The organism is Streptomyces sp. NPDC034111 (assembly GCF_055575375.1).
In genome coordinates this window covers 217,256-239,313 of record NZ_JBVIST010000002.1, presented here as the reverse complement: position 1 = coordinate 239,313, position 22,058 = coordinate 217,256, and the positions used below count along the sequence as shown (strand labels likewise).

19 protein-coding genes are annotated in these 22,058 nt (G+C 68.1%); 11 read left to right on the top strand and 8 right to left on the bottom strand.

The genetic code is table 11. The features are described 5' to 3' along the window. Nucleotides 1-569 precede the first annotated feature (569 nt). On the bottom strand, nucleotides 570-1,976 hold the full coding sequence (locus ACZ55A_RS06850) for a DUF2079 domain-containing protein (protein ID WP_468835390.1): 1,407 nt from the start codon (nucleotides 1,974-1,976) through the stop codon (nucleotides 570-572). Between the two features lie 120 nt (nucleotides 1,977-2,096). Between ACZ55A_RS06850 and ACZ55A_RS06845 the strand changes: the two genes are divergently transcribed. From ACZ55A_RS06845 to ACZ55A_RS06835, 3 genes are all read left to right on the top strand, one after another. After that, the gene (locus ACZ55A_RS06845; protein WP_468835387.1) at nucleotides 2,097-2,774 is read left to right on the top strand and encodes a response regulator transcription factor; all 678 of its coding nucleotides are present in this window, start codon (nucleotides 2,097-2,099) and stop codon (nucleotides 2,772-2,774) included. Then, a complete protein-coding gene (locus tag ACZ55A_RS06840) occupies nucleotides 2,764-4,326 on the top strand; it encodes a sensor histidine kinase (protein WP_468835384.1) in 1,563 nt (520 codons plus the stop codon). The genes ACZ55A_RS06845 and ACZ55A_RS06840 overlap by 11 nt, the downstream gene beginning before the upstream one ends. A gap of 394 nt (nucleotides 4,327-4,720) precedes the next feature. Continuing rightward, nucleotides 4,721-4,984, top strand: a complete 264-nt coding sequence (locus ACZ55A_RS06835; RefSeq protein ID WP_468835379.1) for a PLD nuclease N-terminal domain-containing protein — start codon at nucleotides 4,721-4,723, stop codon at nucleotides 4,982-4,984. Here ACZ55A_RS06835 and ACZ55A_RS06830 read toward each other — a convergent pair whose 3' ends face one another. Both ACZ55A_RS06830 and ACZ55A_RS06825 read right to left on the bottom strand, forming a co-directional pair. Next, on the bottom strand, nucleotides 4,985-5,323 hold the full coding sequence (locus tag ACZ55A_RS06830; RefSeq protein ID WP_468835377.1) for a DUF5722 domain-containing protein: 339 nt from the start codon (nucleotides 5,321-5,323) through the stop codon (nucleotides 4,985-4,987). Between the two features lie 209 nt (nucleotides 5,324-5,532). Next, a complete protein-coding gene (locus ACZ55A_RS06825) occupies nucleotides 5,533-5,688 on the bottom strand; it encodes a hypothetical protein (RefSeq protein WP_468835374.1) in 156 nt (51 codons plus the stop codon). Nucleotides 5,689-6,640: 952 nt separating this feature from the next. Between ACZ55A_RS06825 and ACZ55A_RS06820 the strand changes: the two genes are divergently transcribed. From ACZ55A_RS06820 to ACZ55A_RS06800, 5 genes are all read left to right on the top strand, one after another. Then, nucleotides 6,641-7,492, top strand: coding sequence for a papain-like cysteine protease family protein (locus ACZ55A_RS06820; protein WP_468835371.1), 852 nt, complete (start codon nucleotides 6,641-6,643; stop codon nucleotides 7,490-7,492). An 11-nt stretch (nucleotides 7,493-7,503) separates the two neighbouring features. Further along, nucleotides 7,504-8,394, top strand: a complete 891-nt coding sequence (locus ACZ55A_RS06815) for a hypothetical protein (RefSeq protein ID WP_468835368.1) — start codon at nucleotides 7,504-7,506, stop codon at nucleotides 8,392-8,394. Nucleotides 8,395-8,951: 557 nt separating this feature from the next. Then, on the top strand, nucleotides 8,952-9,959 hold the full coding sequence (locus tag ACZ55A_RS06810; RefSeq protein WP_468835365.1) for a sugar phosphate isomerase/epimerase family protein: 1,008 nt from the start codon (nucleotides 8,952-8,954) through the stop codon (nucleotides 9,957-9,959). A 943-nt stretch (nucleotides 9,960-10,902) separates the two neighbouring features. Beyond that, complete coding sequence (locus ACZ55A_RS06805) at nucleotides 10,903-12,738, top strand: AMP-dependent synthetase/ligase (RefSeq protein ID WP_468835362.1); 1,836 nt, start codon at nucleotides 10,903-10,905, stop codon at nucleotides 12,736-12,738. A gap of 242 nt (nucleotides 12,739-12,980) precedes the next feature. Further along, complete coding sequence (locus ACZ55A_RS06800; RefSeq protein WP_468835359.1) at nucleotides 12,981-13,649, top strand: maltokinase N-terminal cap-like domain-containing protein; 669 nt, start codon at nucleotides 12,981-12,983, stop codon at nucleotides 13,647-13,649. Between the two features lie 91 nt (nucleotides 13,650-13,740). Here the strand turns inward: ACZ55A_RS06800 and ACZ55A_RS06795 are convergent, their stop codons facing one another. After that, nucleotides 13,741-14,220: a hypothetical protein gene (locus ACZ55A_RS06795; protein ID WP_468835356.1), complete on the bottom strand. Its 480-nt coding sequence runs from the start codon at nucleotides 14,218-14,220 to the stop codon at nucleotides 13,741-13,743. Then, nucleotides 14,221-15,204 (bottom strand): AraC-like ligand-binding domain-containing protein, encoded by a 984-nt coding sequence (locus tag ACZ55A_RS06790; protein ID WP_468835354.1) that lies wholly within the window; start codon nucleotides 15,202-15,204, stop codon nucleotides 14,221-14,223. 276 nt (nucleotides 15,205-15,480) lie between these two features. On the opposite strand from ACZ55A_RS06790, the gene ACZ55A_RS06785 reads away from it, so the two are divergent. Together ACZ55A_RS06785 and ACZ55A_RS06780 are read left to right on the top strand one after the other, a co-directional pair. Then, entirely contained in the window at nucleotides 15,481-16,380 is a 900-nt protein-coding gene (locus tag ACZ55A_RS06785) for a DUF6801 domain-containing protein (protein WP_468835352.1), read from the top strand. 265 nt (nucleotides 16,381-16,645) lie between these two features. Further along, the gene (locus ACZ55A_RS06780; RefSeq protein WP_468835349.1) at nucleotides 16,646-18,913 is read left to right on the top strand and encodes an NACHT domain-containing protein; all 2,268 of its coding nucleotides are present in this window, start codon (nucleotides 16,646-16,648) and stop codon (nucleotides 18,911-18,913) included. 75 nt (nucleotides 18,914-18,988) lie between these two features. Here the strand turns inward: ACZ55A_RS06780 and ACZ55A_RS06775 are convergent, their stop codons facing one another. Both ACZ55A_RS06775 and ACZ55A_RS06770 read right to left on the bottom strand, forming a co-directional pair. Further along, nucleotides 18,989-19,207, bottom strand: coding sequence for a hypothetical protein (locus ACZ55A_RS06775; RefSeq protein ID WP_468836662.1), 219 nt, complete (start codon nucleotides 19,205-19,207; stop codon nucleotides 18,989-18,991). An 81-nt stretch (nucleotides 19,208-19,288) separates the two neighbouring features. Next, nucleotides 19,289-19,492, bottom strand: coding sequence for a hypothetical protein (locus tag ACZ55A_RS06770; protein WP_468836659.1), 204 nt, complete (start codon nucleotides 19,490-19,492; stop codon nucleotides 19,289-19,291). A 373-nt stretch (nucleotides 19,493-19,865) separates the two neighbouring features. Between ACZ55A_RS06770 and ACZ55A_RS06765 the strand changes: the two genes are divergently transcribed. Beyond that, nucleotides 19,866-20,759, top strand: coding sequence for a methyltransferase domain-containing protein (locus ACZ55A_RS06765; protein WP_468835347.1), 894 nt, complete (start codon nucleotides 19,866-19,868; stop codon nucleotides 20,757-20,759). Between the two features lie 627 nt (nucleotides 20,760-21,386). Here the strand turns inward: ACZ55A_RS06765 and ACZ55A_RS06760 are convergent. Beyond that, complete coding sequence (locus ACZ55A_RS06760) at nucleotides 21,387-21,638, bottom strand: hypothetical protein (protein WP_468835345.1); 252 nt, start codon at nucleotides 21,636-21,638, stop codon at nucleotides 21,387-21,389. Nucleotides 21,639-22,058 lie beyond the last annotated feature (420 nt).

Genomic DNA, 22,058 nt, shown 5'->3' with positions numbered 1-22,058 from the left:
AGGTCTCGGGCGCTACAGACCCGATGACTCGGCACAAGCTCGGCCCATGGCTTCGCGGGGAGGTAGCCGAGCCGGATGCGCTGTTCGGGCGAGGTGGCGAAGACGTTGGCCAGTTCATCGTGGTGGAGGTGGAACCCCTGGTCGAGGAGCGGCTGGAGGGCGCAAGGCTCGACAACTGTTACACCTGTTGCACCCGGTGGCCGGCCGTGGGTGGGGATATGAGGCGCGGTTGTCCGGGAGGTGGGGACGGCCAACGGCGCCGGACACCCCCAGTGCGCAACGACGGCGCGCGGGTGCTGGAGTGCGAGCAGGACTGGTACGCGCCGACGCAGTCGATCAAGCGCCCGCACGCCGTCAGGCGAACGGGCCGACATCACCCGCCAGTTCAGTAGAGCACTCCATGGGCTCTCTGTTCTCCGCCGAGCCCTCAAGCCCTTTCCCGGAGCTGTAGGGAACGGGGCGCCCGGGGAGCAGCCCGCGCGTGGTCTGCCGGTCCTGGTGCCCGCCTTCGGATGCTGTGTGCTCGGTGTCGTCCGGCTGTAGTGGCGCTCCCAGTCCTGGGTCCGCCGTCATCGGTTGGCGAGCCGGTAAAGCTGGATGCCGGATCGCTCGATGACCAGTCGGTAGCCGAGTGGAGGAATCCCTGGTAGGCGGGCCAGCTCCCATGGGAAGCCCGGCATGCCGCCGCGGGCGGGGTCGCTGATCAGCAGCCACTCCGGTCTGGCGCCGCGGTCCAGGACCTGCGGGAACCGGTAGACGCGAGCCCGCGCGGTGAGCTGCGGGGCGAGGGAGTTGACGGCTCCGATCTCGGCGCCGTCCGGTACGGCGGCCATGACCTCGCGGGCCGCGCCGGCCCACGGACTGGGCCGCCACGCGGGGCCGGCCAGATCCCGTAGCGGCAGGAACGGAAGCGCCAGCAGACTTGCCGCGACGCTGACCGCCACGGCCCTGGTGACCAGCTTGGGCCGGTTCAGCCTGCCCAGTGCGTCGGCGAAGGCGAGAAAGGCGATGGGCATCAGGACGGCGCTGTAGTGGTGGTCCAGCCCCCAATAGGCCGGGGTTGTCGACCAGAAGCGCCAGGCGAGGGTGGGCAGCGCAAGGAGGATCAGCGGGGAGCGCAGGGCCAGGAATGCGGTCGGGGCGAGCAGCGCGAGCAGCGTTCCGAGTTTCTGTGGTGGCAGGAGCAGCCGGGTGAGGGGATTGCCGGCGGCCTGGGTGGCGGTGTGGAGGTAGGCGTAGTGGCCCTCGGGGTTGAAGGCGGGGATGACGACCAGCACGATCAGCAGGCCGGACAGCACACCGTAGGCCAGTACGGCGGTACCCAGTCGGCGACGGCCGCACAGCAGGACGTACAGGCCGATTGCCGTAACGGTCAGTGAGAGGTCTTCCTTGACCAGGACCAGTGGCAGTGCCCAGGCTGCGGCGGTGCGCCAGTGGCGTATGGCCAGGCGTTCCAGGCAGTAGGCGAGCAGGGGGACCGCGAAGGCTATCTCATGGAAGTCGAAGGCGATGGCTTTCTGCAGGCCCCAGGACAGGCCGTAGGCGGCGCCGATCGCGGTGCCGAGCCGTGGGCCGGTGGTGCGGATCGCCAGCCTGGTGACCGGGATGATGGAGAGAGCAATCAGGGCGGCCTGGGCGGTGAGCAGGGTCAGCGGGGTCGGGAAGAGCCGGTAGAGCGGGGCGAGGGTGGCCAGGAGGGGGTGGAAGTGGTCACCGAGGAGGTGGTAGCCGGGGCCCTTGAGTTCGGAGACGGGGGCGCGTAGCTGGGTGTAGGCGCGTATGGCTTGCTCGAAGATGCCAAGGTCGTATCCGGTGGAACGGAGCTGGAGGTGCTTGGTGATCGACAGGGCGGCGTAGGCCGCGAAGAACAGTACTGCCAGCAGCTGCGGGCGGCCTGCGCGTCGCCGGCGGGCGTCACCGCGGGGCGGCACCAGAGCCGCGAACGGGCGGGGGCGGGACGGGGCGAGGGAGGACAATGGGTGCTCCTGCAGGGCTGGGAGAGGGGCATCCACCGTCGGTCAGCGGCCATGAAGCAGTGATGAAGCCAGATGAAGCGATCTTCATGTGGGGATTCGCGCGCATGGCACGATTGCGGCATGCGCGTACTGGTGGTCGAGGACGACGAGCGACTTGCCTCCGTGCTCAGTCGCGGCCTGGAATCCGAGGGCTACGCCGTCGATGTGTGCCATGACGGCCGCCACGGTCTGTGGATGGCCAGGCAGCAGCCCTACCAGGCAATCGTCTTGGACATCATGCTCCCCGGGCTGGACGGGTATCGAGTCTGCGACCGGTTGCGACGTGAGGACATCCGCACCCCGATCCTGATGCTCACTGCCAAGAACGGGGAGTATGACGAGGCGGAGGCCCTTGACACCGGTGCCGACGACTACCTGGCCAAGCCGTTCTCCTACGTGGTGCTCCTGGCCCGGCTACGGGCTCTGATCCGCCGCGGCGGCCCCACACGCCGGCCTGCCGTGCAGATCGGCGACCTGTACCTCGACCCGGCCACCCGCCGATGCCGCCGCGGCAAGACCGAGATCGCGCTCACGGCCAAGGAATTCGCCGTCCTCGCCTACCTCGGGCTCCGGGCCGGAGAAGTGGTCAGCCGCGCCGACCTGCTGGAACAGGTCTGGGACGCCTATCACCAGGCCGCCAGCAACATCATCGACGTCCACATCAGGGCACTGCGCCGCAAGATCGACATCCCGTTCGATCGCACTACTATCCATACCGTGCGCGGCGTTGGATACCGGCTGGTCGACGATGATCGGTAAGCGCCTGCCGATCCGCCTCCGTGCCGCCCTGGCCGCAGCCCTCACCGCTGCCCTGGCCTTCACCGTCGGCGCGTGGTGGCTCCGCCATGAGGTCCACGCCTCGAAAATGGACGATGCACGCAACCGGGCCAGTGCCAGCCTGGGCATCATCGAGCAGCGCTACAAGCGCGGCGCCGAGAGCAACGAGCTCCTCTTCGAGACCGCCGACATGTGGGCGATCGTCGACCATACGGGCCGGTTCGTCGAAGGCGACCCCGACCTGGAGCGCTTCGTACCCGATCCCCTGGGTGTGCACCCTGACCTGCCAAGGCCAACTGTCATCATCGAGCGGGACCTCCACTTCGGCACCGTAACCGGCGATGACTGGCCCGGCAGCGAAGAACTCGCCGACCGCGACTTCCGGGTGATGTCCTCGACCTTCCGAGGCCATGGCCTGCTCGACGGCAGGTCGAAGGCCCCCGTCGAGAACCTCACCCTGCACGTCCTCGTTTCCCCCCAGGACGCCGAAGAGGCCGTCGCCGCCGTCGACCGTGTGCTGTACGTCGGCCTTCCCGCAGCAGTCCTCCTGGTCGCCCTGATCGTCTGGGCCACCACCTCACGGGCCCTGCGCCCGGTGGAGGACATCCAACAGCGCCTGCGCACCATCACCAGCCGGGACTTGAGCATGCGCGTCCCCGTCCCACCCCGCGACGACGAGATCGCCCGCCTGGCAGTCACCACCAACGACACCCTCGACCGGCTGGAACAAGCCGCAGAGCAGCAGCGACGTTTCACCGCTGACGCCTCCCACGAACTGCGCACCCCCCTGGCCGCGCTGCGCGCCGACCTCGAAGTGGCCCTGCACTACCCCGATGACACACACTGGCCCGACGTCATCCGCGGCACCCTCACCGACGCCGAACGCCTGGAGCGGCTCACCGAAGACCTGCTCCTGCTCGCGGACCTCGACAACCACACACCGTCCGGCGCCCACTCCGTCGAACTAGGAGCCCTGACCCGAAAAGCAGCTGCACAGGCCCGCCGGCACGCCCCCGCCTCCGTCCGGATCGACTGCCCGTCAAGCGCCCCCGTCACCGTCCACGGCGATGCACGACAGCTGGCACGGCTCCTGCGCAACCTCCTCGACAACGCCGTACGGTACGCCCGCACCCGAGTCCTGATCACCGTCTCCACGCACGACGCCACCGCCCTGATCGAAGTATGTGACGACGGGCCCGGCATTCCGGCCGAGCACCGCGAAAGGATCTTTGAGCGCTTCACCCGCCTCGACGCCTCCCGCAACCGCACCAGCGGCGGTACCGGCCTCGGCCTGGCCATCGCCCGCGAAATCGCCCACCGCCACCGCGGCGCCCTCACCCTCAACGACCCCCCGCCCGCCGGCGGAGCCCACTTCGTCGCCGAACTTCCTCTCACCCCCGACACTGCCACCGCGCCCAGCACGGCATCCGGGGCACCCGGTCAACCGCCCTCCGACGGGACACCCGCGTTCGACGACAGCACCTGGCGGAGCTCCGGTCTCAGGCAAGCCGGGCGAGCGAGACCGGGACGGTAGCCGTTTCTGGCGCGGCGCGTTGGCCCCGACCAGTGAGCTCCGCCCTGTGGGAACCGGTGCCGCCGTGGGGGCCCGGTGGCGGCCGCCCCGCCGGCTCCGGCCCACCGGCCATTGCCGGTCACGGGACGTCGTGTGCCGTGCGGCGGTAGGTGGAGCGGCGGTCGTCGATGGTCGGTCCAGCGGTCGCCGTAGGCGTTCTGGCCTTCGCCCACGCCGCGGCCACGTTGGGCGGGATCGTACTGCGGGTGAACGTTTCCTGGTCAACGCCGACATAGATATCTGGTGTGCCCACCGCCCGGGCGGCCCATACGCGAACCGCACAGTGCAGCGGAGACCGGCGGTGCCCGAGTGCCGCACGTCCCCTTGCCACCTCACACGAAGGTCGTCATCTCGCATGCACACCGTTCGCGCAGGTCAGCACGACCTCCTAGCTCTCTCCGGCCACGCCTTGCGCCTCACGGGCGCCGGCATACTCATCGCTCTGTCGGCCGCCTACGTCGTGCTGTTCGTCGGAGCTCTGGTCAGCATCGTGAGGGCTCGGATGGATGGCGGAATGAAGTTGGTCTGGCTGGTGTTCGCCTTCGTCGCGCCCTTCCTGGGCAGCCTGCTGTGGTTCCTGATCGGCCGGGGTCGACTCACCCCGCGCCAGAACTCTTGATCACCCTGCGCCAGCGGGCCGTAGGGCGCGCCGCAGGTCGTTGCGGTTGGCCAGGACCCAGGTGGACCACGCGGGTTTGGCCGAGCCGTTCTGCATCCGGAGGCCGAGCTTGAGGCCGCCCTCGCCGGGGTGGTCCTGCATCCGGTGGTAGATGGAGCTCTCGATGTCCGGTGTGCCGAGCACGTTGCCGAAGCCGAGCACATTGCGGAAGGAGCCGCACACGGCTGCGGCCTGCTGTGACTCGCTGGACTGATCTCCGGAGTTGATGCCGCTCTCGGTGAGCTGGACCGTCCAGGCGGAGGGCGTGTGCGGGAACTGCTGGCGTAGCCAGCCCACCACCACGCCGATGTTGCCGTAGGTGACCTTGGGATGGAGCGGTCCTCATGCCGCCCGCCGGGGAACACCACGTCGCCGGAATCGTGGGTGTGGTCGATGGTGACGACCAAGTGGCCGCGGCTGGCCAAGTCCTGAACCAGTGCAGTCGACCGGCCCCGGTGCCCGTGCAGCCCGGGTGGTACGGCACCACCGGCAGCTTGCCCGCCCTGCGGTCAACCGGGGCGCCGGTGTGCCCGGCAGTGGTGGGGCAGGGTCACCCCGCCCGGCAGTACCTGCTGGCTGACCGGCCGTTGTGCGGCGGGATAGTGACCGGTATGCGTGGCCGGGTACCGCAGCGAGACCATCAACTCACGTTGCTGCCCGGGCATCCACGGATCCATGCGTGACGAGTCGCGCAGGTGGAGGCCGACCGTTCCGACACGGTAGCGCCCGGTCGGGGCGGGGAGAGTCAGCTGGCCCGGGGCTGGCGGCACGTCCAACGCCACCGCCTGGTGCGGGGCTTGCGCCACGTCGTCCGGTGCCGCTGCCGCGGTCATGGGCGTTACCGGTGCTCTTGCCGGCGGCGGCAGCCGACCCGACTCCGGCACTCAGGGCGACGGCCAGTGCTCCTGCGGTGCCGACGCCCCGTGCGCCCAACCGGCCATGGCGCCTTCGTGCATGTTTCCCCATGGGCAGTCCTTCTCCTTGAGGCGAACGCCGCCCCAGCGACGATCAGTTGGTGCTCATCGTAATAGGTGATTCGCCGCAGCAAAGCCCAAGGTGCTTGTTTATACGGAGAGTTCTTATTACCGCACAGTTGACTGACCTTTCCGTCTGTTATCAGAAACGGCACCGCACAGAAGAAGCCAACCGCCAGGTGACTGTCAGTATCAGGGTGCCGCACTCAGTGCGACGTCACGAACTACGCAAACATCCCCAAGTTCCTGCAATTTGTTGGGCCGGCGAGGGGTCCTGCGGCATGGGTGATCCCGCGTATTTCCCTGAACTCACCAGTAGCCAAGGGAGGGTTGACGGAGTGTCATTTGAACAGCCGGAGAAGATGCTGTAGTAATTCCCCTGCGCATTCCGAGCGTGACGGCCAGGGAGGTATCGCTGGTGTTCGCTGTCGCTCGCCCTGCGCGCGGCGTGAATGCACAGAGAAATTAAGCGGTAACAGAACGCGCACGACAAAAGCGCCGACAGGTAGGTCCAGACCGCATTTCATGAAACGCGCACCGGCTGCCCCGTAGGGGCTTCGCCAGGTGGCGACTCGGTGTACTCCAGCGTCATCCACCCAATGGCTGGGCAATGCAATCCCCCACACCTCGAAAGAGTCCGCATATGCGTCTTCCTCGCTTCAAAACGCTGTGGAGAACACTGACGGTGGTCGCGTTGATCGCGATCACCGCAGGGTTCCTGCTCAGCGGTGGCAACGCCAAGGCCGGTTCCCTGACCGGCACCGTGACCGGCGGTCAAGGCAACTACCCCGGCATCAACGAAAGGTCGTCGGCCAGCCTTTCCGCCCGCATCGTCGGTCAGGCCACGGTCGGCAGCAAGGTCTCGATGACCTGCCGCGTCCAGGGCGAGGCCGTGGAGAACGACCCCCGCTGGATCTGGTCGGAATCCGGGAAATTCTTCATAGCCAACGCGTTCATCGAAGGAAACACCGACAATCTGCCGTCCTGCTCGTCCCGGGATCCCAAGCCCAGCGGGCGCGTGGCCCTCAAGATAGACATGCAGAAGCAGGTTCAGGACCAGTGGTGCTGGGACGCCAGCGGCCTGACCATCGCCAAGTACTGGGGTTTCAACCAGTACAGCCAGCAGGACTTCTGCCGGCTTGCCGCCCAGAACGGCAACCTCAGCTGTGACAACCAGCCCGCCACTCTCGAAGACGTAGCCAACGGCCTGGCCAACATCGGCCTGGGCGACACCGGATCCGGCCTCGACCGCAGTGCCTCCTTCTCGGAGACAGGCAAAGAGATCGACGGCAAACGCCCTTTCGCCGTCCGTATCGGATGGAATTCCGGCGGTGGCCACATGAACGTCATCTACGGCTACGACCCGTCATCGCAAATGATCGCGGTCGGTGATCCCTGGAAGACCACGCAGACCTACACCTGGTGGGACTACAACGACTACGTCAGCAACTCAAGGTTCCAGTGGACTCACTCCCGCATCGGGATACACAAGTAAGGCGGGCAGCAATGCGCAGCAAGAAGAATTCTCTACAGCAAAGTGCTACGCGTCTCGCCCTTACCCTCGGCGCGGCGGCGACCCTGCTCTCCACCGCCTTGTGCGGCCCGGCACAGGCGGCCGATGGCCCGAGCGGTATTCCCGACTACGAGGGCGCACGGCAGGTGCTCAAGACCGCGCATGTGCACAACGCGGTCTCCCGATTCCTCGGCGCGACGGCGAACGCAGGCGCCGACGGCGGCTCGGGTGCGGCGGCGCCGATGGCGCCTGGGGAACACGATGACCAGCAGGCGTTGAGCTTGAAGGACCCGATCGCGCTGTACGAGCTCGCACCCGAATTCGTCACCGGGAAAACGAAGCCCGCCGCGAGCAACGTGACACGCCTGTCGTACCTGGCCTCCCGGGCGAACGACGCCAGTGGGCACAAGGCCACGGTCCTGCTCTCCTCCACGGCTAAGAGCGGTGGTGGCAGCGGCGGTTGGCACCTGATGGGCGTGCGCGACGGCGACAGCGATCTCACCTACGGCGAACAGACCACGGACCACTCAAAGGTGTTCACCGAACCGCAGATCCACGCCTGGTACCGCCTGAAGAACGACATCGTCGAACCGCTCAACCGGGAAGCGGCCTCGGGGTTGGAAGGCAAGCGGACGGTGACGCTCGCCGCCTACCAGAAGCTGGTACACGGCCGCTACGCGGACAAGATGCCGGGGTCCGCGTATGACCGCAAAGGACTGGCCGGCGGATTCGGTCCGGCGTCCCCACCGTCATCTCGCCCATCTGCTTCATCTTCGTCCTCGACTCCTTGGCAATTCGGCGCCTCGGGAGTGGTGGCGGTCGCGCTTGCCGGCGGCGCCATCGCCGTACGCCTCCGCCACCGCAAGCGGTCGCAGGTGAGCTGACGGGCCACACTGACCTGGGTGTTCCTTTACGAACCCCGGCCAACCCCCACTGAGGAGTATTCAGGCGCCGGATTCCCGTCAACGGAGTCCGGCGCCCCTCCCATGAAACGCCGCTACCTGTAGGGCACTTCAGCCACCGCACGCCGACGGTCACGGAAGGGATCCAACGACTGGCTGACGCCCCGCCCGGCGTCCTCGCCCGGCGGAGAATCCGGACGACCCTCGCCGTCGGCACCCACCGGCACCAAGGACCCACCGGGACCCACCGGTACCACGGACCCACCGGCACCCGCCGGCACCCACCGGTCCACCGAGCCCCTGCCGCGCGACGCCACCGTTCTCTCCGACGCTGCGACCACTCTCCGTGCTCCCACCGGACATGCCATGGGCCGCGACGACTGCTTCGCCGACGGTGTCTGCGAGGCCACGCAGCCGTGCGCGACGACGACGGCCCCATACATGTCCCACGTTCTACGACACCGCCCGCGCTGCGGCGCTCACCGTGGTGGTGCTCGCCACCATCCGCATCCGACCCTGAACAAAGGTGAACTGACCAGATGAGACTCGGTTTCCTCACCGCATGCCTGCCCGGCCTGTCGCGCGACGAGATCGCGGCCTGGGCCGCAGAACACGACTACCACGCGCTGGAAGTGGCCACCTGGCCCGTCGGTTCTCGCGACTCGGCGGCCGCCCACCTCGACGTGGCCCGCTTCGGCGAGGCCGAAGCCGACCGGGTGCGCGCGCTCTTCGACCGGCACGGCCTCGAACTGTCGGCCTTCGCGTACTACGAGAACAACCTGCACCCTGATGACCACCGCCGCGCCGAGATCGCCGCGCACGTACGCCACAACATCGATGCGGCGTCGCTGCTCGGCGTTCCGTACGTCGGCACCTTCGTCGGCCGCGACCCCGGCCGTACGGTCAAGGAGAACATCGCACTGACCGAGAAGGAGCTGCCGCAACTCGTCGACTACGCGGGCGAACGCGGCGTGAAGATCATCATCGAGAACTGTCTGATGGCGGACTGGCACCCGGACGGCTACCCGGGCAACCTCGCCTACTCCCCGGAGCTGTGGGAATGGATCTTCTCACTCGGCCTCTACCTCAACTACAACCCCTCGCACCTGATCTGGCAGGGCATCGACCCCGTCGAGGTGCTCCGCCCGTACGTCGACCACATCCCGCACGCGCGGGCCACGGACACCCAGCTCGACCCGGCGCGCCGCAACCGCCACGGCATCTTCGGCAAGAGCATCGAGCGCGACGACCCATGGGACAACAGCTGGTGGCCGCACCGCATCCCCGGTTCCGGTGACGTCGACTGGCGGCACATCGCCGACACCGTCGAGCGCGACGGCCCATGGGACAACGGCTGGTGGCGGCACCGCATCCCCGGCCTCGGCGACATCGACTGGCGGCGCATCGTCGACACCCTCTACGAAGGCGGCTTCACCGGCGTGCTCTCCGTCGAACACGAGGACCCCGTCTGGAGCGGCGATGAGCCGAAGGTCAAAGACGGCCTACGCATCGCCCACCGCACCCTGCGCCCGCTCATCCTCACCTGACCCCGCCGGCCCTCCGCCAGATCCCCTCCCGACCGACTCTCCCCGGGGGCTGGCGTTCAACAATTCACACCTTGGTCCGTGCGGCTGCACACCCTGCGCGATCGCTCGCCACAGACCGTGAATGGGCTGCGCCGCATCGCAGGGGTCGGCCACGGCGCCCGTGGAGCCTGAGCAGTGGACTTCCGCCTGGCCGCCGCCGGTTGCCCGATGCCGAACCGTTCCCCAAGTCCTGGAATCCGTGCGCAGTAATGCTGGAGTCAGCCCGACGCCGGGATGAACCCAACGGTCTACCGGGATGATTACAGCGACGCCCTTATCGGTGCGGTGCGTCATCCCAGGCGAAGTCGCTGACGGGCAGCGTTGCCGTCGAAGCTCGCCGCCTGTTACCAGAGCAAGCGAAAGTGCAACGCGCCACGACACCGGTCCGCAGCACGTACATGACGCCCGCAAGCGCCGTTCGATCTGCAACGCGCAGCCGCCCGGGGTAACGCTGGCGCCGCTCGGGGGTCGTGTCAAGAGACCCAAGTGTGCAGGTCGCGTGAGTGGATCCATGAGGGGATCCGCCGGGACCGTCGGCTGGGCCCAACGGTGTCGGGGCGGAACCTGGCTCAGCGGTACAAGGTGTCGCGGAATGCGGTGGCGAAGGCTTTGGTTCATCCGGTGCCGGCGAAGCGGGGCAAGCCGCCGCCGCGCAAGAGCGTGCTGGAACCGGTGAAGGGCTTCATCGCGGCGATGCTACGCGAGGAGGTTTGGTGAAGGTCGCGGTGGCTGCTAGCGGGATGTGGCGCGGCAGCGGCAATCGAGCGGCCATGGCAGAGCAGGTCAGGACAGCAAACTGAATAGTTGTCTGATTTTTGCCCTTGCGGTGGGGGACGGCACGGACGCCGGGAGAACCGGTACGTTACGGCCGCCCCCTCCCCGTACACCCCCGCAAGGATCATGCGTGCGCGAAATCACCGTGCCGTCCCTGGAGACAGAGCCCCGTGTCGGCGGCCTTGCCGATTCGGTCTTCGACCATGCCGAGAAGACACCGGACACGGTGCTCTTCGGCCGCAAGGTGGACGGCCGGTGGCGGGATGTGACCGCTACCGAGTTCCGGGACGAGGTACTGGCCCTTGCCAAGGGGCTGCTCGCCCAGGGCATCCGCTTCGGCGACCGGGTGGCCATCATGTCCCGCACCCGGTACGAGTGGACGCTCTTCGACTTCGCCTTGTGGAGCATCGGCGCCGAGCCTGTCCCCGTCTACCCCACCGCCTCCGCCGAGCAGCTCGCCTGGATCCTGCACGACACCCACGCCCAGGGCTGCGTCGTCGAGCACGACGACCATGCGATGACCCTCGCCTCGGTCATCGACCGGCTCCCCTGGCTCACCCTGGTGTGGCAGCTCGACGCCGGCGCCGTCGACAGCCTGGCGGCGGACGGCGAGCGGATCGGCGACGACGTGGTGCACCGCCACCGGCTCGCCGTCACACCCGACGCCCTCGCGACCATCATCTACACCTCCGGCACTACAGGGCAGCCCCGGGGATGCCTCCTCACGCACGGCAATTTCATGGCCGAGTGCGACAACCTCATCGCCCGCTGGCGCCCCATCTTTGAGCCTCCGAACGGCGACCAGCCGTCCACCCTCCTCTTCCTGCCCCTCGCCCATGTCTTCGGGCGGATGATCCAGGTCGGGGCCGTCCGGGCCGGGGGGCGTCTCGGCCACCAGCCCGACATGTCGGCCCAGGCGCTGCTGCCGGACTTCGCCGCCTTCCGGCCCACCTTCGTCCTCGCCGTACCCTACGTCTTCGAGAAGGTCTTCAACTCCGCCCGCTTCAAGGCCGAAACGGAGGGGAACCTCGCGGCATTCGACCGGGCCGTGGACGTCGCTGTCCGCTACGCGGAAGCACGGGAGCGGTGCGCCTTCGGCGAAGGACCCGGACCTTCCCTGGCGCTCCGTCTGCAACGCCTCGTCTTCGACACCTTCGTCTACAGCAAGGTGCGCGAGGCGATGGGCGGCCGGGTGCAGAACGCCGTGAGCGGTGGCTCCACGATGGGCCGCAGGCTCGGACTGTTCTTCGAGGGAGCGGGGGTGACCATCTACGAAGGCTATGGCCTCACCGAGTCCACCGCCGCCGCGACCGCCAACCCGCCAGGCGAGGTCCGCTTCGGCACCGTTGGCCGTCCCGTCCCCGGCATGAGCCTTCGCTTGGGCGACGACGGCGAGATCATGCTGCGCGGGGACACCATCTTCTCCGGCTACCTGGGCGACTCAGAGGCCACGGCGCAGGCCCTGAAGGACGGTTGGCTGGCCACGGGCGATCTCGGCTCCCTCGACGAGGACGGCTACCTCACCATCACCGGCCGCAAGAAGGAGCTCATCGTCACCGCCAGCGGCAAGAACCTGTCGCCCGCGATCCTCGAAGAGCGCGTACGGGAACACCCGCTCATCGAGCACTGCATCGTCGTCGGCAACGACCGGCCGTTCGTGGCAGCCCTGGTAACCCTGGACCTGCAGGCGCTGGAGCAGTGGCTGTCCCTGCGCGGCAAGCCGCAGTTCGACATCGAATACCCGGATCCGGACATGGTGCGTGACCCGGACCTGAAAGCCGAGATCCGCAGGGCGATCAGCGCCGCCAACACCCTGGTCTCGAAGGCCGAGTCCATCCGGGCCCACCGCATCCTGCTCACCCCCTTCACCGAGGAGAACGGCCTGATGACGCCCTCGCGCAAGATCAAGCGCAGCGCGATTGAGGCGGCCTACGCCCGGGTGATCGATGCCATCTACGAACGCTGAGCGCGCCGGAATCCAGTCCGGTGCCCTGTCGTCCTGGCCTGCCGCGCCGCCCACGTCGACTGGTCCTCCGGCCCCGCCCTCAGCCTCATCTGCGCTGGTAGATGGCCCACGGCATCGACCAGTTGATGTTAACGATTCGCAGCTACGGCCGGTCTCGTGGATCCTGTCGGCTGAAGAATCGCTCTGCCAGCTGACGGGAAGATGCAAAGGTCGTACCTGCTCAACGGAAGAGAATCCTCGCCATGGCCGTCATCCACCACACCGCTCTCAAGCCGACCAAGCTGGAACTGCTCACCTCCTGGCTACCCTCCACCCCCTGGTACACCGGCGGCGCGGGCGAACCAGAATTGGCCAAGGCCGGCGGCTTCCGGCTGGACGATCCGCAGGGTGAGGTCGGGATCGAGTTCATGGTGGTCACCGACACCTCCGGCACTCACCCGGCCAACTACCTGGTGCCGCTCACCTATCGCGGTGCCCCGCTCGACGGGGCAGAGCACGCCCTCGTCGGCACCATGGAGCACGGCGTGTTGGGGCGGCGCTGGGCTTACGACGGCTGCCACGACCCGGTGCTGGTCGCCCAGTTGCTGGCTCTGATCGAGGGCCGGGTCCAGGCTCAGGACCAAAACACCAGCGATGCCCCGGACCGGGAAGTCACCCGCTCCTACATCGGTGACGGCCTCGCCCCCACGGACTTCACTACCACTGCCACCGATGACCAAGAGGGCACTGAGCTGCCTACACCGCGAGGTACCGCCCTCCGCTTGTACCGGGTCCTGCGCCCCGCCCCGGGCAACGCGCCACTGCTTCCGCCGGAAGTCACGGGCCACGTCGCCGGCTCCTGGCACATGCCGGATGGCACCCGCGCGCGGGGGCTGTTCGTTGTCTTGCACTCCGGCCCTCGACCCCAGTGAGCTGAGTCATGCAGGTCATGGCCGCCGGAGCCGGCCTTCCCCCACGCGTCCGCGCGGGGTGACACGAGACGGAACGGGGCTTCCGCGCTGCTCACTTCTCGTCAAAGAGGAGGTCTTCGGAGGGATGGGTCATCTTCACGGTCTCGCTGTCGGTGATCTCGACGACGTTGTGGAGGCCTGTCAGGAGGCGGGACGGGGTGGCCGACCGGATGCGGAACTTGTCCGCGGCCCCGCCCAGGTACGCGGGCAGGCAGGCCGGCGACGTGTTGCCGAGCGACAGGTACTCCTTCAGCCGACGGAACAGCTTCGGAAGGATCACCGCGTCATCGGTGATCGAGGACATCCCGATGATCTTCGCCCCGGTGAGGGTTACGTCGCCCAGCGAGCCGCTCGTCGTGTTCCACACGCCCTTGCCAGGGTCAGCCTTCGCCTGCTGAGTGGCGGCGGTCAGCTCACGGCGTAGCTCCGCGGGCAGTCCCGAGTCGCAAGAGCCGTCCTCACCCTGGAGAGACAACGCTGAACAGCGCACTACTGCCGCGACCGGTTCGAGCAGAAGGCGGGCGGCCGTCAATCAACTCCGGCGCGTATTGCGGACGGACTGGGGGCCCGTGTGCCGCATCTCGCGGGGGCATACCCCGAAGCGCTGCCGGAATGCCGTGCTGAGCGCGCTCGAGGAGGAGAATCCTGACGCGTACGCCAGCTCGGTGATCGTCATATGCCGGTACGCGGGTGACCGCAGCCGGTCCCGTACCAACCGCAGCCGCTCCTCGCGGATCAGCTCGCGGGGGGTCGTCCCGGCATGCTGCAGGGCCAGCTGCACCTGGCGCAGCGACCAGCCCAGCGCCTGCGCCATGGTGGCGCCGGTCATGTCAGGGTCGGCCGCGTGCTCGCGGATGTACCGGCGGACCACCGTCTCCACATCGTTCAGATGGCCCGGGGCGGTGGGGCGGTCGTCGCCTGCGGCGAGCATGCACAGCAGCTCGACCAGCCGGTCCGACACCGCGTCAAACTGGCCGCTGGTGAGGGAGTCGCGCTCCTTGTGCAGACCGGTCAGCATGTCGCCCACCACCCGGCCCAGGCCGGAGGTCAGGTCGAGGCCTGCGGTGAGCGGCGACGACCGGTTCAATCGCCCGTTCACCTCCTGAGCGGGGATCGACAGGATGAGCGCCCGCATGGAGGCCTCCTGCAGGATCTCGAACGGTGCGGCGAGCGTGAGCAGACATCCGGCCTCCGGCGCCAGCCGTACCTCCTGGTCGTCCTGCCGCAGCACCAGCTCCCCGGCGACCGGTAGCAGCAAGCGGTAGTCCTCGTCCGGGGCGTGCCGCACCTGGCCTGCGGTCCGGGTGTACTTGATCGTGTCCGACCAGAACATGACGAGCTGATAGGTGGCCGTGCACTGGCGGATCGTTCCCGCATGAAAGTCGTCGGTGCGCGGGTAGGTGTAGCCCATCTGGCCTTGATACGACGTCACGTGCTCGCTCCAGAAGTCGGTGCGCTCACGCGACGTCACGTCCTGGGTTGTCGACGAATCCACCACGTAGGTTCCCAAGGCCATCGAAGACACCCTTCGCCGCAGCCTCTTCGTACTGTGCGTATCCAGAATCGTATTCTCACGCTCACGGCATCGAGCGTTGCGCACTGTGACAACTTCTTTACGCGCACGCGCAATTCCCGTCGCGCGATCCAGTCCTACGGTCGGTCACAGGATCCGCTGTGCGCCGGGGCAAGGCGGGTCCCGGTCCCTGAGGTGGGACGGCCCCGCGACCGTCCCGCCTGGGGGAGGGACCCATGGGCCCTCTCCAGAGACGCAAGTACCTGACTGAGGATCAAGATGGCAAGTGACAAGCTGATCCAGAACCTGCGTGAGCGGCACAGGACGTCCCGTGCCGTCCTGAGCGGTCCAGTGGCTCGAAGAGCCTTGGGCCTGACGATGGCTGTAGGGGTTGCGGGCGCAAGCGTGGGAGTTTTCGGAGCCGGACCCGCAGCCGCGGACCCGGTATCGCTCAAACTGCGGTACGTATGCTCAGTTCCGGTGATCCACGACCGGCCGGGCACGGTGAAGATTGACTCGGACGTCCCGAAGTCGGCCGCGGTCGGCAAGCCCACGCCGAAATTCGTCATCCGTGCGGCGGTGCCGGTGAACGCGGCTGACACGAGGGGGCTGCGCAGGGCCGGTATCAAGTCCATCAAGGGCACAGTGGAAGCGAAGGTCCGCGTGACAGCGCCGGAGGGCGACACCAACCTCAGAGTGCCGTTCCACGTGGCCAGGACCAACGTCCCGGGGTCCGGACCGTTCTTGGTCAAGATGACCGGCGTCGCGCCGAGGCTCACCTTCAGCCAACCGGGCAGGGCGAAGATCACCGTCGGTGATCTCATCGTGCACGTCACCGCGAGTGGCGGCATGACCATCGAACTCGACGTGCCGTGCAGGCTGGACAGTGGGCAGAACAACGTCGTGGCATTGCCCCACATCACTGGGACGAGAACGACGACCGGCCCGGCCCCGTCCAAGATGCCTGATTCGGCCACCTCCGGCACCACTGGGTCGCAGAACCTGAGCGAAGGTGCGAGGGCGGGGGCGACCACGGAAGGCTCGGCCGGCCCCTCTGGCCGCCTGGCTACGACTGGCAGCGAGGGCATCACGAGTCTGATCCCGCTGGTTACGGGAACTGTTGTCTTGGGCACCCTTGCCGTGGCCGCCGCTTTTCGATTCCGCTCACGCAGCAGGTGACCAGGGCGAACCCTGAATTCCCCGAACGAGGACGAGAAACCCTGGGATCTGCTTCATGCGATGAGAGGTTGCTGCGGTGGCCTGCTGGGAAGCTCACCTCGTGTATTCAGCTGAGCCGGACAATCTGATGCAGAGTTAGTAAAAAGGTGCCCCTGAGCCGCCAGGATGCGAGTGTCCAAGCCAAGCCATATCCGATGCAGGAAAAGGTGGACCTTCTCGGGGTCAGGTGCCCCGAGGGGGTTGGGGCGCCGGTAACAACGGCCCCGTGAACACCGTTGCGGTGTTCAGTTTCCTGGACAACGAAGCCATTGGTGAGGATGGGCACATGGGGGCGGAACGTCACACGTGGTGGAGATGGCTGTCGCTGACGGTGGTGGCCGTGGGGGTGGCGGTCACCATAGCTGTTCGGGCGGGAACCGGGGAGGTGGACCCAGGCGGGTTGGCGGTCGGGCTGGTCAGCCTGCTGCTGGCGATAGTGGGCCTGCACCAGGCGACGCGCTCCCAGGCCTGGCAGGACACCGACACCGCCGGACTCGCCGACCGCCTCGCCGTCGACATCAGGAAACGCGAAGAGGAAGCCCGGCAGAGACTCCTCGGCGGCAGCGACCGCACCATCAACGTCGAGTTCACCTTCCTACCCTCCCCCGCCCACCACGCCACAGGCGCAGCACCCCACGGCACGTTGGAGGAAGCCGCTACCTACTACCGTGCTCTGCGGCCCGGCCGCCTCGTTATCACCGGCGCGCCCGGAGCCGGCAAGACCGTACTTGCCCTCCATCTCATGCTGCTCCTCCTCGCTGACCGGGCGGCGGGCGGGCCCGTTCCTGTACGCCTGTCGTTGTCCACCTTCGACCCCAGCCGGAACAAGCTCGAGGACTGGCTCGCCGAGCATCTCGCCCGTACCTACCGGCTACGCCCCACCGCAGCAGCCGCCCTCGTCGCCGCCCGACTGGTCCTCCCTGTGCTTGACGGGCTCGACGAAATGGATGCCAGTGAGACTCCCGGGCACGGCTCCCGCGCTGCCGCCGCTTTGGAGGCTATGAACACCTACCTCCACGGCATCACCAAGGGCCAGCTTGTCCTTACCTGCCGCAGCACCCCCTACGTCGCTCTTGGAGATGCGGATCTGTGGGCCCAGGACGCCTCCCGTATCGATATCGCCCCCGTCAGCCTGGCCGCGACCGAGGCGTTCGTCACGGCCCGCGCCATCAACCCGGCCCGCTGGGAACCCGTCCTGAACGCACTCCACGCCGCCCCGGCCAGTCCACTGGCTCGGGGCCTGTCCACACCCTGGCGGCTGACCGTGGCCCTCGCCGTCTACGACGAACGTCGCCCCGACGGCAGTTGGGTCCGTGATCCCGTGGACCTCCTCAGGCCCACCCTGCAGACCCCCGAGCAGATCCGGGACCACCTGCTGAATCTGTACGTCCTCACCGCTTCCTCGACAGGCGGCACGACAGCGCCCTACACCCGGCGTCAGGTACGCACCTGGCTGACGGTCCTCGCCCGCTACCTTCAGACCAACACCACGAGCGCCGGCGAAGTGGCCGGACGGCGTCTATCAGGCACCGACCTCGTACTCCATGAACTGTGGCCGCTCACCGGCCACCGCCGCGCCCGCACCGTCCACGCCCTACTGACCATCGCGGTGTGGGCCACCGCTGACCTGCCTGCCGCCCTGCTCGACAGCTGGAACGTGTATGCAACGAACGTGACACTCATGGCGGCGGGCGGTCTTCTCGTAGGAATCCCTCCCTGGCCCGTACCGTCTCGGCTGGAACGAGTAACTGCCAGAACCCCTACCGGAAGACGCCAGTTCGTGAACGGGCTGGTGGGTGGGCTCTTTTGGGGAGTGCTCGTAGTCGTGGTCGAGACGGGGAATGTGGTCGGGCTGGTGATCGGGCTCGTATACGGATTGGTGGTAGGGCTCGCTGGTGGAGCGATGGTCGGAGTCGGGCTGGCGGGCGTGCTCTCGGACGCACCCGAAGTTCGCAGATCACACGGAAACGCGTCGCCGCGCGGCGTGGTGCGGGACGACCTCGTGACCGGGTTCGCGACCGGCCTCGTGGTCGGGCTCGGGTTCGTCCCTTTCTATTGGTTCGCCCTGAGCCCCGTACTCGCGCTCGGGGCAGTACTCATCTACATGCTTCTGTTCGGTTTCGGCGGCGGGCGTGCGCTCGCAATCCTCTACCACCGCCTGTTCAGATGCGGTTACCGGGGCGCGCTCGACTCGCTGTTCAGGCCCTGGCGTGCGTTCGGACCCCTGTTCAGGACCGGCGCCGGCCCAGCCCTCGGCGCCGCAGGTGTCCGCTACATGGCGTTCCTCCTCTGCACCCGCCCCTGGTGGTCCAACCAACCACTGCCCTGGCGCCTCGGCCGTTTCCTCGACTGGTGCTGCGACGTGGGTCTGACGCGCACCGCCGGGATCGCCTACCAGTTCCGCCACCGCGAGCTCCAAGACTTCCTCACCCGCGGCCACTTCCACCACGACCCGGCGAACCACCCCACCTCTGCACAATTGTCGCGACCCTGAGCTTGCCCGACGACGGTTACCGGGATACGGCGCTCGGTCGTGCTCAAGATTCCTCCAGGCTGGTTGCTGCCGTGGTCAGACGAGGTCGGCGGAGCTGTTGTCGTCCCATCCGTCCTCGATCTGCAGGTAGCCGTGCATGCTGCGGGAGTGGCGGGCCCATCCGCCTTGGTCGGCGATGATGATGCCGTCGCGTCCGTCGCGTCCGTCGCGTCCGTCGCGTCCGTCGCGGCGGACCATCGACGCCCTCCGGGGGCCGGTCGCCGACAACCCGATGGCGGCGGGCAGGACCGGCATGCGCAGCCGTAACGCCAGCCGGTGGGGCGCGAGACCCCGAGCGGCCGGTCAGTGACAGCGAACGGTCTTCGCTCCCCGTCGTCATCGCCGAGGTCGACGGCGTCCGGGTCGCGCAGCGGCCGCAGCCCGTTCGCGCGGGACGGAGGCGGTGAAGCTGTAGCTGCCCAGGACATTGATCTTGCCGTGGCAGATGTCGCGGGCGAGCTTGTGGCGGGACTCCTGGACGGTGAGCTGCTTGTGCATCTGGACCTCAACGGCACGGGAGCCTCGTGCGTTGCGCCCCATGCCGCCGTCACCCGATCAGTGGCCAGGCTGAAAGAGCTCAGTGTCGGTGTGTGGTCTCGGCCCCGGATCCCGAACCGGAGAAGAGGTACCACCCGTCACGAACGGGGACGTGCATCTGCTGGATCCGCTGGCCCCGACGTTACGTCGTGACCGAAGGAGTCCGGTACGACGTCGAACCCGCCATAGCCGACAGTCCGGTCAGCGCGCTGTCCCGCGCCTGGTGCGCTGATTGTGGGGGCCGAATGCATGGACCCCTTCCGGCGCGTCACGGTGCAGAACCGTGCTGTAGGACGTGCGGGGTTCGCCGGCTGTGTGAGACATTCCTCTCCCGTCGTCGTGGCGCTGGTGGCCTGGGAAGGTTGACCATGTAGTCATGACCTCCTCGCCCCGCCCGCCGCACGTCGGTGGCCGACCGGATCCGATAGGCGGGACTACCGCGCTCGGTGGAGAGTCCGCTCCCGCCCGCGGGTATCTGCTGGACAACGCGCGGCCCGAGGCGGGCGAGCGATTCGTTTGGCTGGCCGAGCTGTTCGACGGTGTGACGCGCGGGCACTTCGATCGACTGGGGGTCAGGGCCGGCTCGCGCTGCTGGGAAGTGGGGGCCGGTGGCCCCGGTATCCCGGAGGCGCTCGCGGCGGCCGTCGGTCCGACTGGGCACGTGCTGGCCACGGACATCGACCCGTCGTGGCTGACGGCAGGCGACGGGTACGAGGTGCGCCAGCACGACGTCGCCGCTGATCCGCCCCCGGAGCCGGGGACGTTCGATCTGGTGCACGCCCGGCTCGTGCTGGTCCATGTACCCGACCGGGCTCGCGCGTTGGCCACGATGGCGGCAGCACTACGGCCCGGCGGCTGGCTGCTGGTCGAGGACGCCGATACCGCTCTGCAGCCACTGGCATGCCTGGACGACAGCGGCCCTGCGCAGCGGCGGGCCAACTGGCTGCGCGACGCGGTCCGGGAGCTGCTGACGCGCCGCGGCGCGGACCTGCGCTACGGCCGGACACTGCCGCGGGCATTGCGTGAGGCCGGCTTGGTAGATGTCGCCGCGGCGGGCTCTTTCCCGGTCGGCGGGCTGGCCTGCGACCGGCTGGAGGCGGCGACCATCCGGCACGTGCGCGGCGAGCTGCTCGCGGCCGGCCTGGCCGACGACGCCGAGATCGACGCGCACCTGGCCGCCATCCACGCGGGCAAACTCGACCTCACACTCGCGCCGCTGATCTCGGCCTGGGGACGCCGTCCAGCCGAGCACCCTCCGGCACTCGGTTAGGTACGGATCCAGGCGTTGTCCGACCTGCCCACAGCGCTGTTCGTCGAGGGAGGCCAGGCAGCTCGCGCAGGTGCGCGCTGCGCGTCACCGGAGCTGGGGCCAGCCCGCGCACGGACTTCGAAGATCATGGCGTTCTCGACGCCCCGTGATCCGAGTGGAAGACCGTGCCTGCCGACGCGTCCTCCCCGATCCCCTGGCGGTCCCGTGCTGGCCTCCAGACCGCACTGGCCAGTCCATCTGCCCAGCATGTGGCACTTGCGGCCACGCGGCCCGAGTCACTTCTTGTCCACGCGGATGTCTGATTGGGGCGCCGTCTTGACATCACAAGTACTGCCGTGACGGCGAGGGGAAGCCTCGCCTGTCCACTGCCGTGATGATGGTGGTCGCGGGACAATTGCCCAGAGCACCCGTATCTCGCCCGCTGGCCTCGTCGGAGCTCAGAGCCCGCACCCAGGTCATTGACGTACACGTGACCGGTGATCCCAGCCTTACCCGAACGACCGGGCCGAGTACGGTGTTTCGCGGATACGAACACGAATAACACAGACCGTCGGGTCCGGTTGAGCTTCCTCGCGCAACTGCCGTCCGGGGAGCAACTGGTCCCCGCGGCCAACACCGGGGGAATGATCAACGCCAACTCACGTAGGGGGGCTCCGTCTTCGGAGTCGAGCACCGGGTCAGCTTTCGAAGACCGCCGACACGACGCACCTCATTGCGCGGCTGGGCGTCCGTCGGTGCGGCCGGATCTTCTTGAAGCCGGTCGAGCCGCCGCACAGCCTCAGTGGTGCGGCGCAGCGCTGCTTCGGCGAGCGGTCCGCCGGCGAAGCCGTCGTGGACTTGGAGGCCGTCCTCGATGATCTTCGCGACCGGACTGGGCACCGGCGTCTTCGGGATGAAGACAGCGTCCTGTTCCGAGCAGGCGGGAACGTAGGACGTCCGCACCGTTACCGTCTCGCACTGCCCTCGGTCCCGCTCAGGGAGTCAGGCGAACGCGCCGGGGGCGGCGCGAGGGGTACGCGGGGTACGCGGGGTACGCGGGGTACGCGGGGTACGCGGGGTACGCGAGGGTAGATCACCACGTCACGGCACCGATCGTCCGGCACACGTGCCTGGACCTCAACAGAGCCGGCGGCACCGGCGCCCCGTGGTCCTGCGGCGGTCGTCGCAGCCTGGCGGGCGACGGCCCCCGGCAAGGTGAGCACGGCCCCACTGGCCGCGGCATTCCCTCACTGTCCGCGTTCGCCGCGCGATCCGCCGGTGTGGGCAAGGCGGCCCCCGGTGTTATTCAATGAGGTGTGC

What these genes read in the sequence shown, in the direction of transcription:
- ACZ55A_RS06775 (WP_468836662.1), bottom strand. Translation starts at nt 19,207, where the DNA reads ATGCCGGTCCTGCCCGCCGCCATCGGGTTGTCGGCGACCGGCCCCCGG.
- ACZ55A_RS06810 (WP_468835365.1), top strand. Translation starts at nt 8,952, where the DNA reads ATGAGACTCGGTTTCCTCACCGCATGCCTGCCCGGCCTGTCGCGCGAC.
- ACZ55A_RS06825 (WP_468835374.1), bottom strand. Translation starts at nt 5,688, where the DNA reads ATGCCCGGGCAGCAACGTGAGTTGATGGTCTCGCTGCGGTACCCGGCC.
- ACZ55A_RS06820 (WP_468835371.1), top strand. Translation starts at nt 6,641, where the DNA reads ATGCGTCTTCCTCGCTTCAAAACGCTGTGGAGAACACTGACGGTGGTC.
- ACZ55A_RS06845 (WP_468835387.1), top strand. Translation starts at nt 2,097, where the DNA reads ATGCGCGTACTGGTGGTCGAGGACGACGAGCGACTTGCCTCCGTGCTC.
- ACZ55A_RS06840 (WP_468835384.1), top strand. Translation starts at nt 2,764, where the DNA reads ATGATCGGTAAGCGCCTGCCGATCCGCCTCCGTGCCGCCCTGGCCGCA.
- ACZ55A_RS06765 (WP_468835347.1), top strand. Translation starts at nt 19,866, where the DNA reads ATGACCTCCTCGCCCCGCCCGCCGCACGTCGGTGGCCGACCGGATCCG.
- ACZ55A_RS06790 (WP_468835354.1), bottom strand. Translation starts at nt 15,204, where the DNA reads ATGGCCTTGGGAACCTACGTGGTGGATTCGTCGACAACCCAGGACGTG.
- ACZ55A_RS06800 (WP_468835359.1), top strand. Translation starts at nt 12,981, where the DNA reads ATGGCCGTCATCCACCACACCGCTCTCAAGCCGACCAAGCTGGAACTG.
- ACZ55A_RS06815 (WP_468835368.1), top strand. Translation starts at nt 7,504, where the DNA reads ATGCGCAGCAAGAAGAATTCTCTACAGCAAAGTGCTACGCGTCTCGCC.
- ACZ55A_RS06770 (WP_468836659.1), bottom strand. Translation starts at nt 19,492, where the DNA reads ATGGGGCGCAACGCACGAGGCTCCCGTGCCGTTGAGGTCCAGATGCAC.
- ACZ55A_RS06835 (WP_468835379.1), top strand. Translation starts at nt 4,721, where the DNA reads ATGCACACCGTTCGCGCAGGTCAGCACGACCTCCTAGCTCTCTCCGGC.
- ACZ55A_RS06785 (WP_468835352.1), top strand. Translation starts at nt 15,481, where the DNA reads ATGGCAAGTGACAAGCTGATCCAGAACCTGCGTGAGCGGCACAGGACG.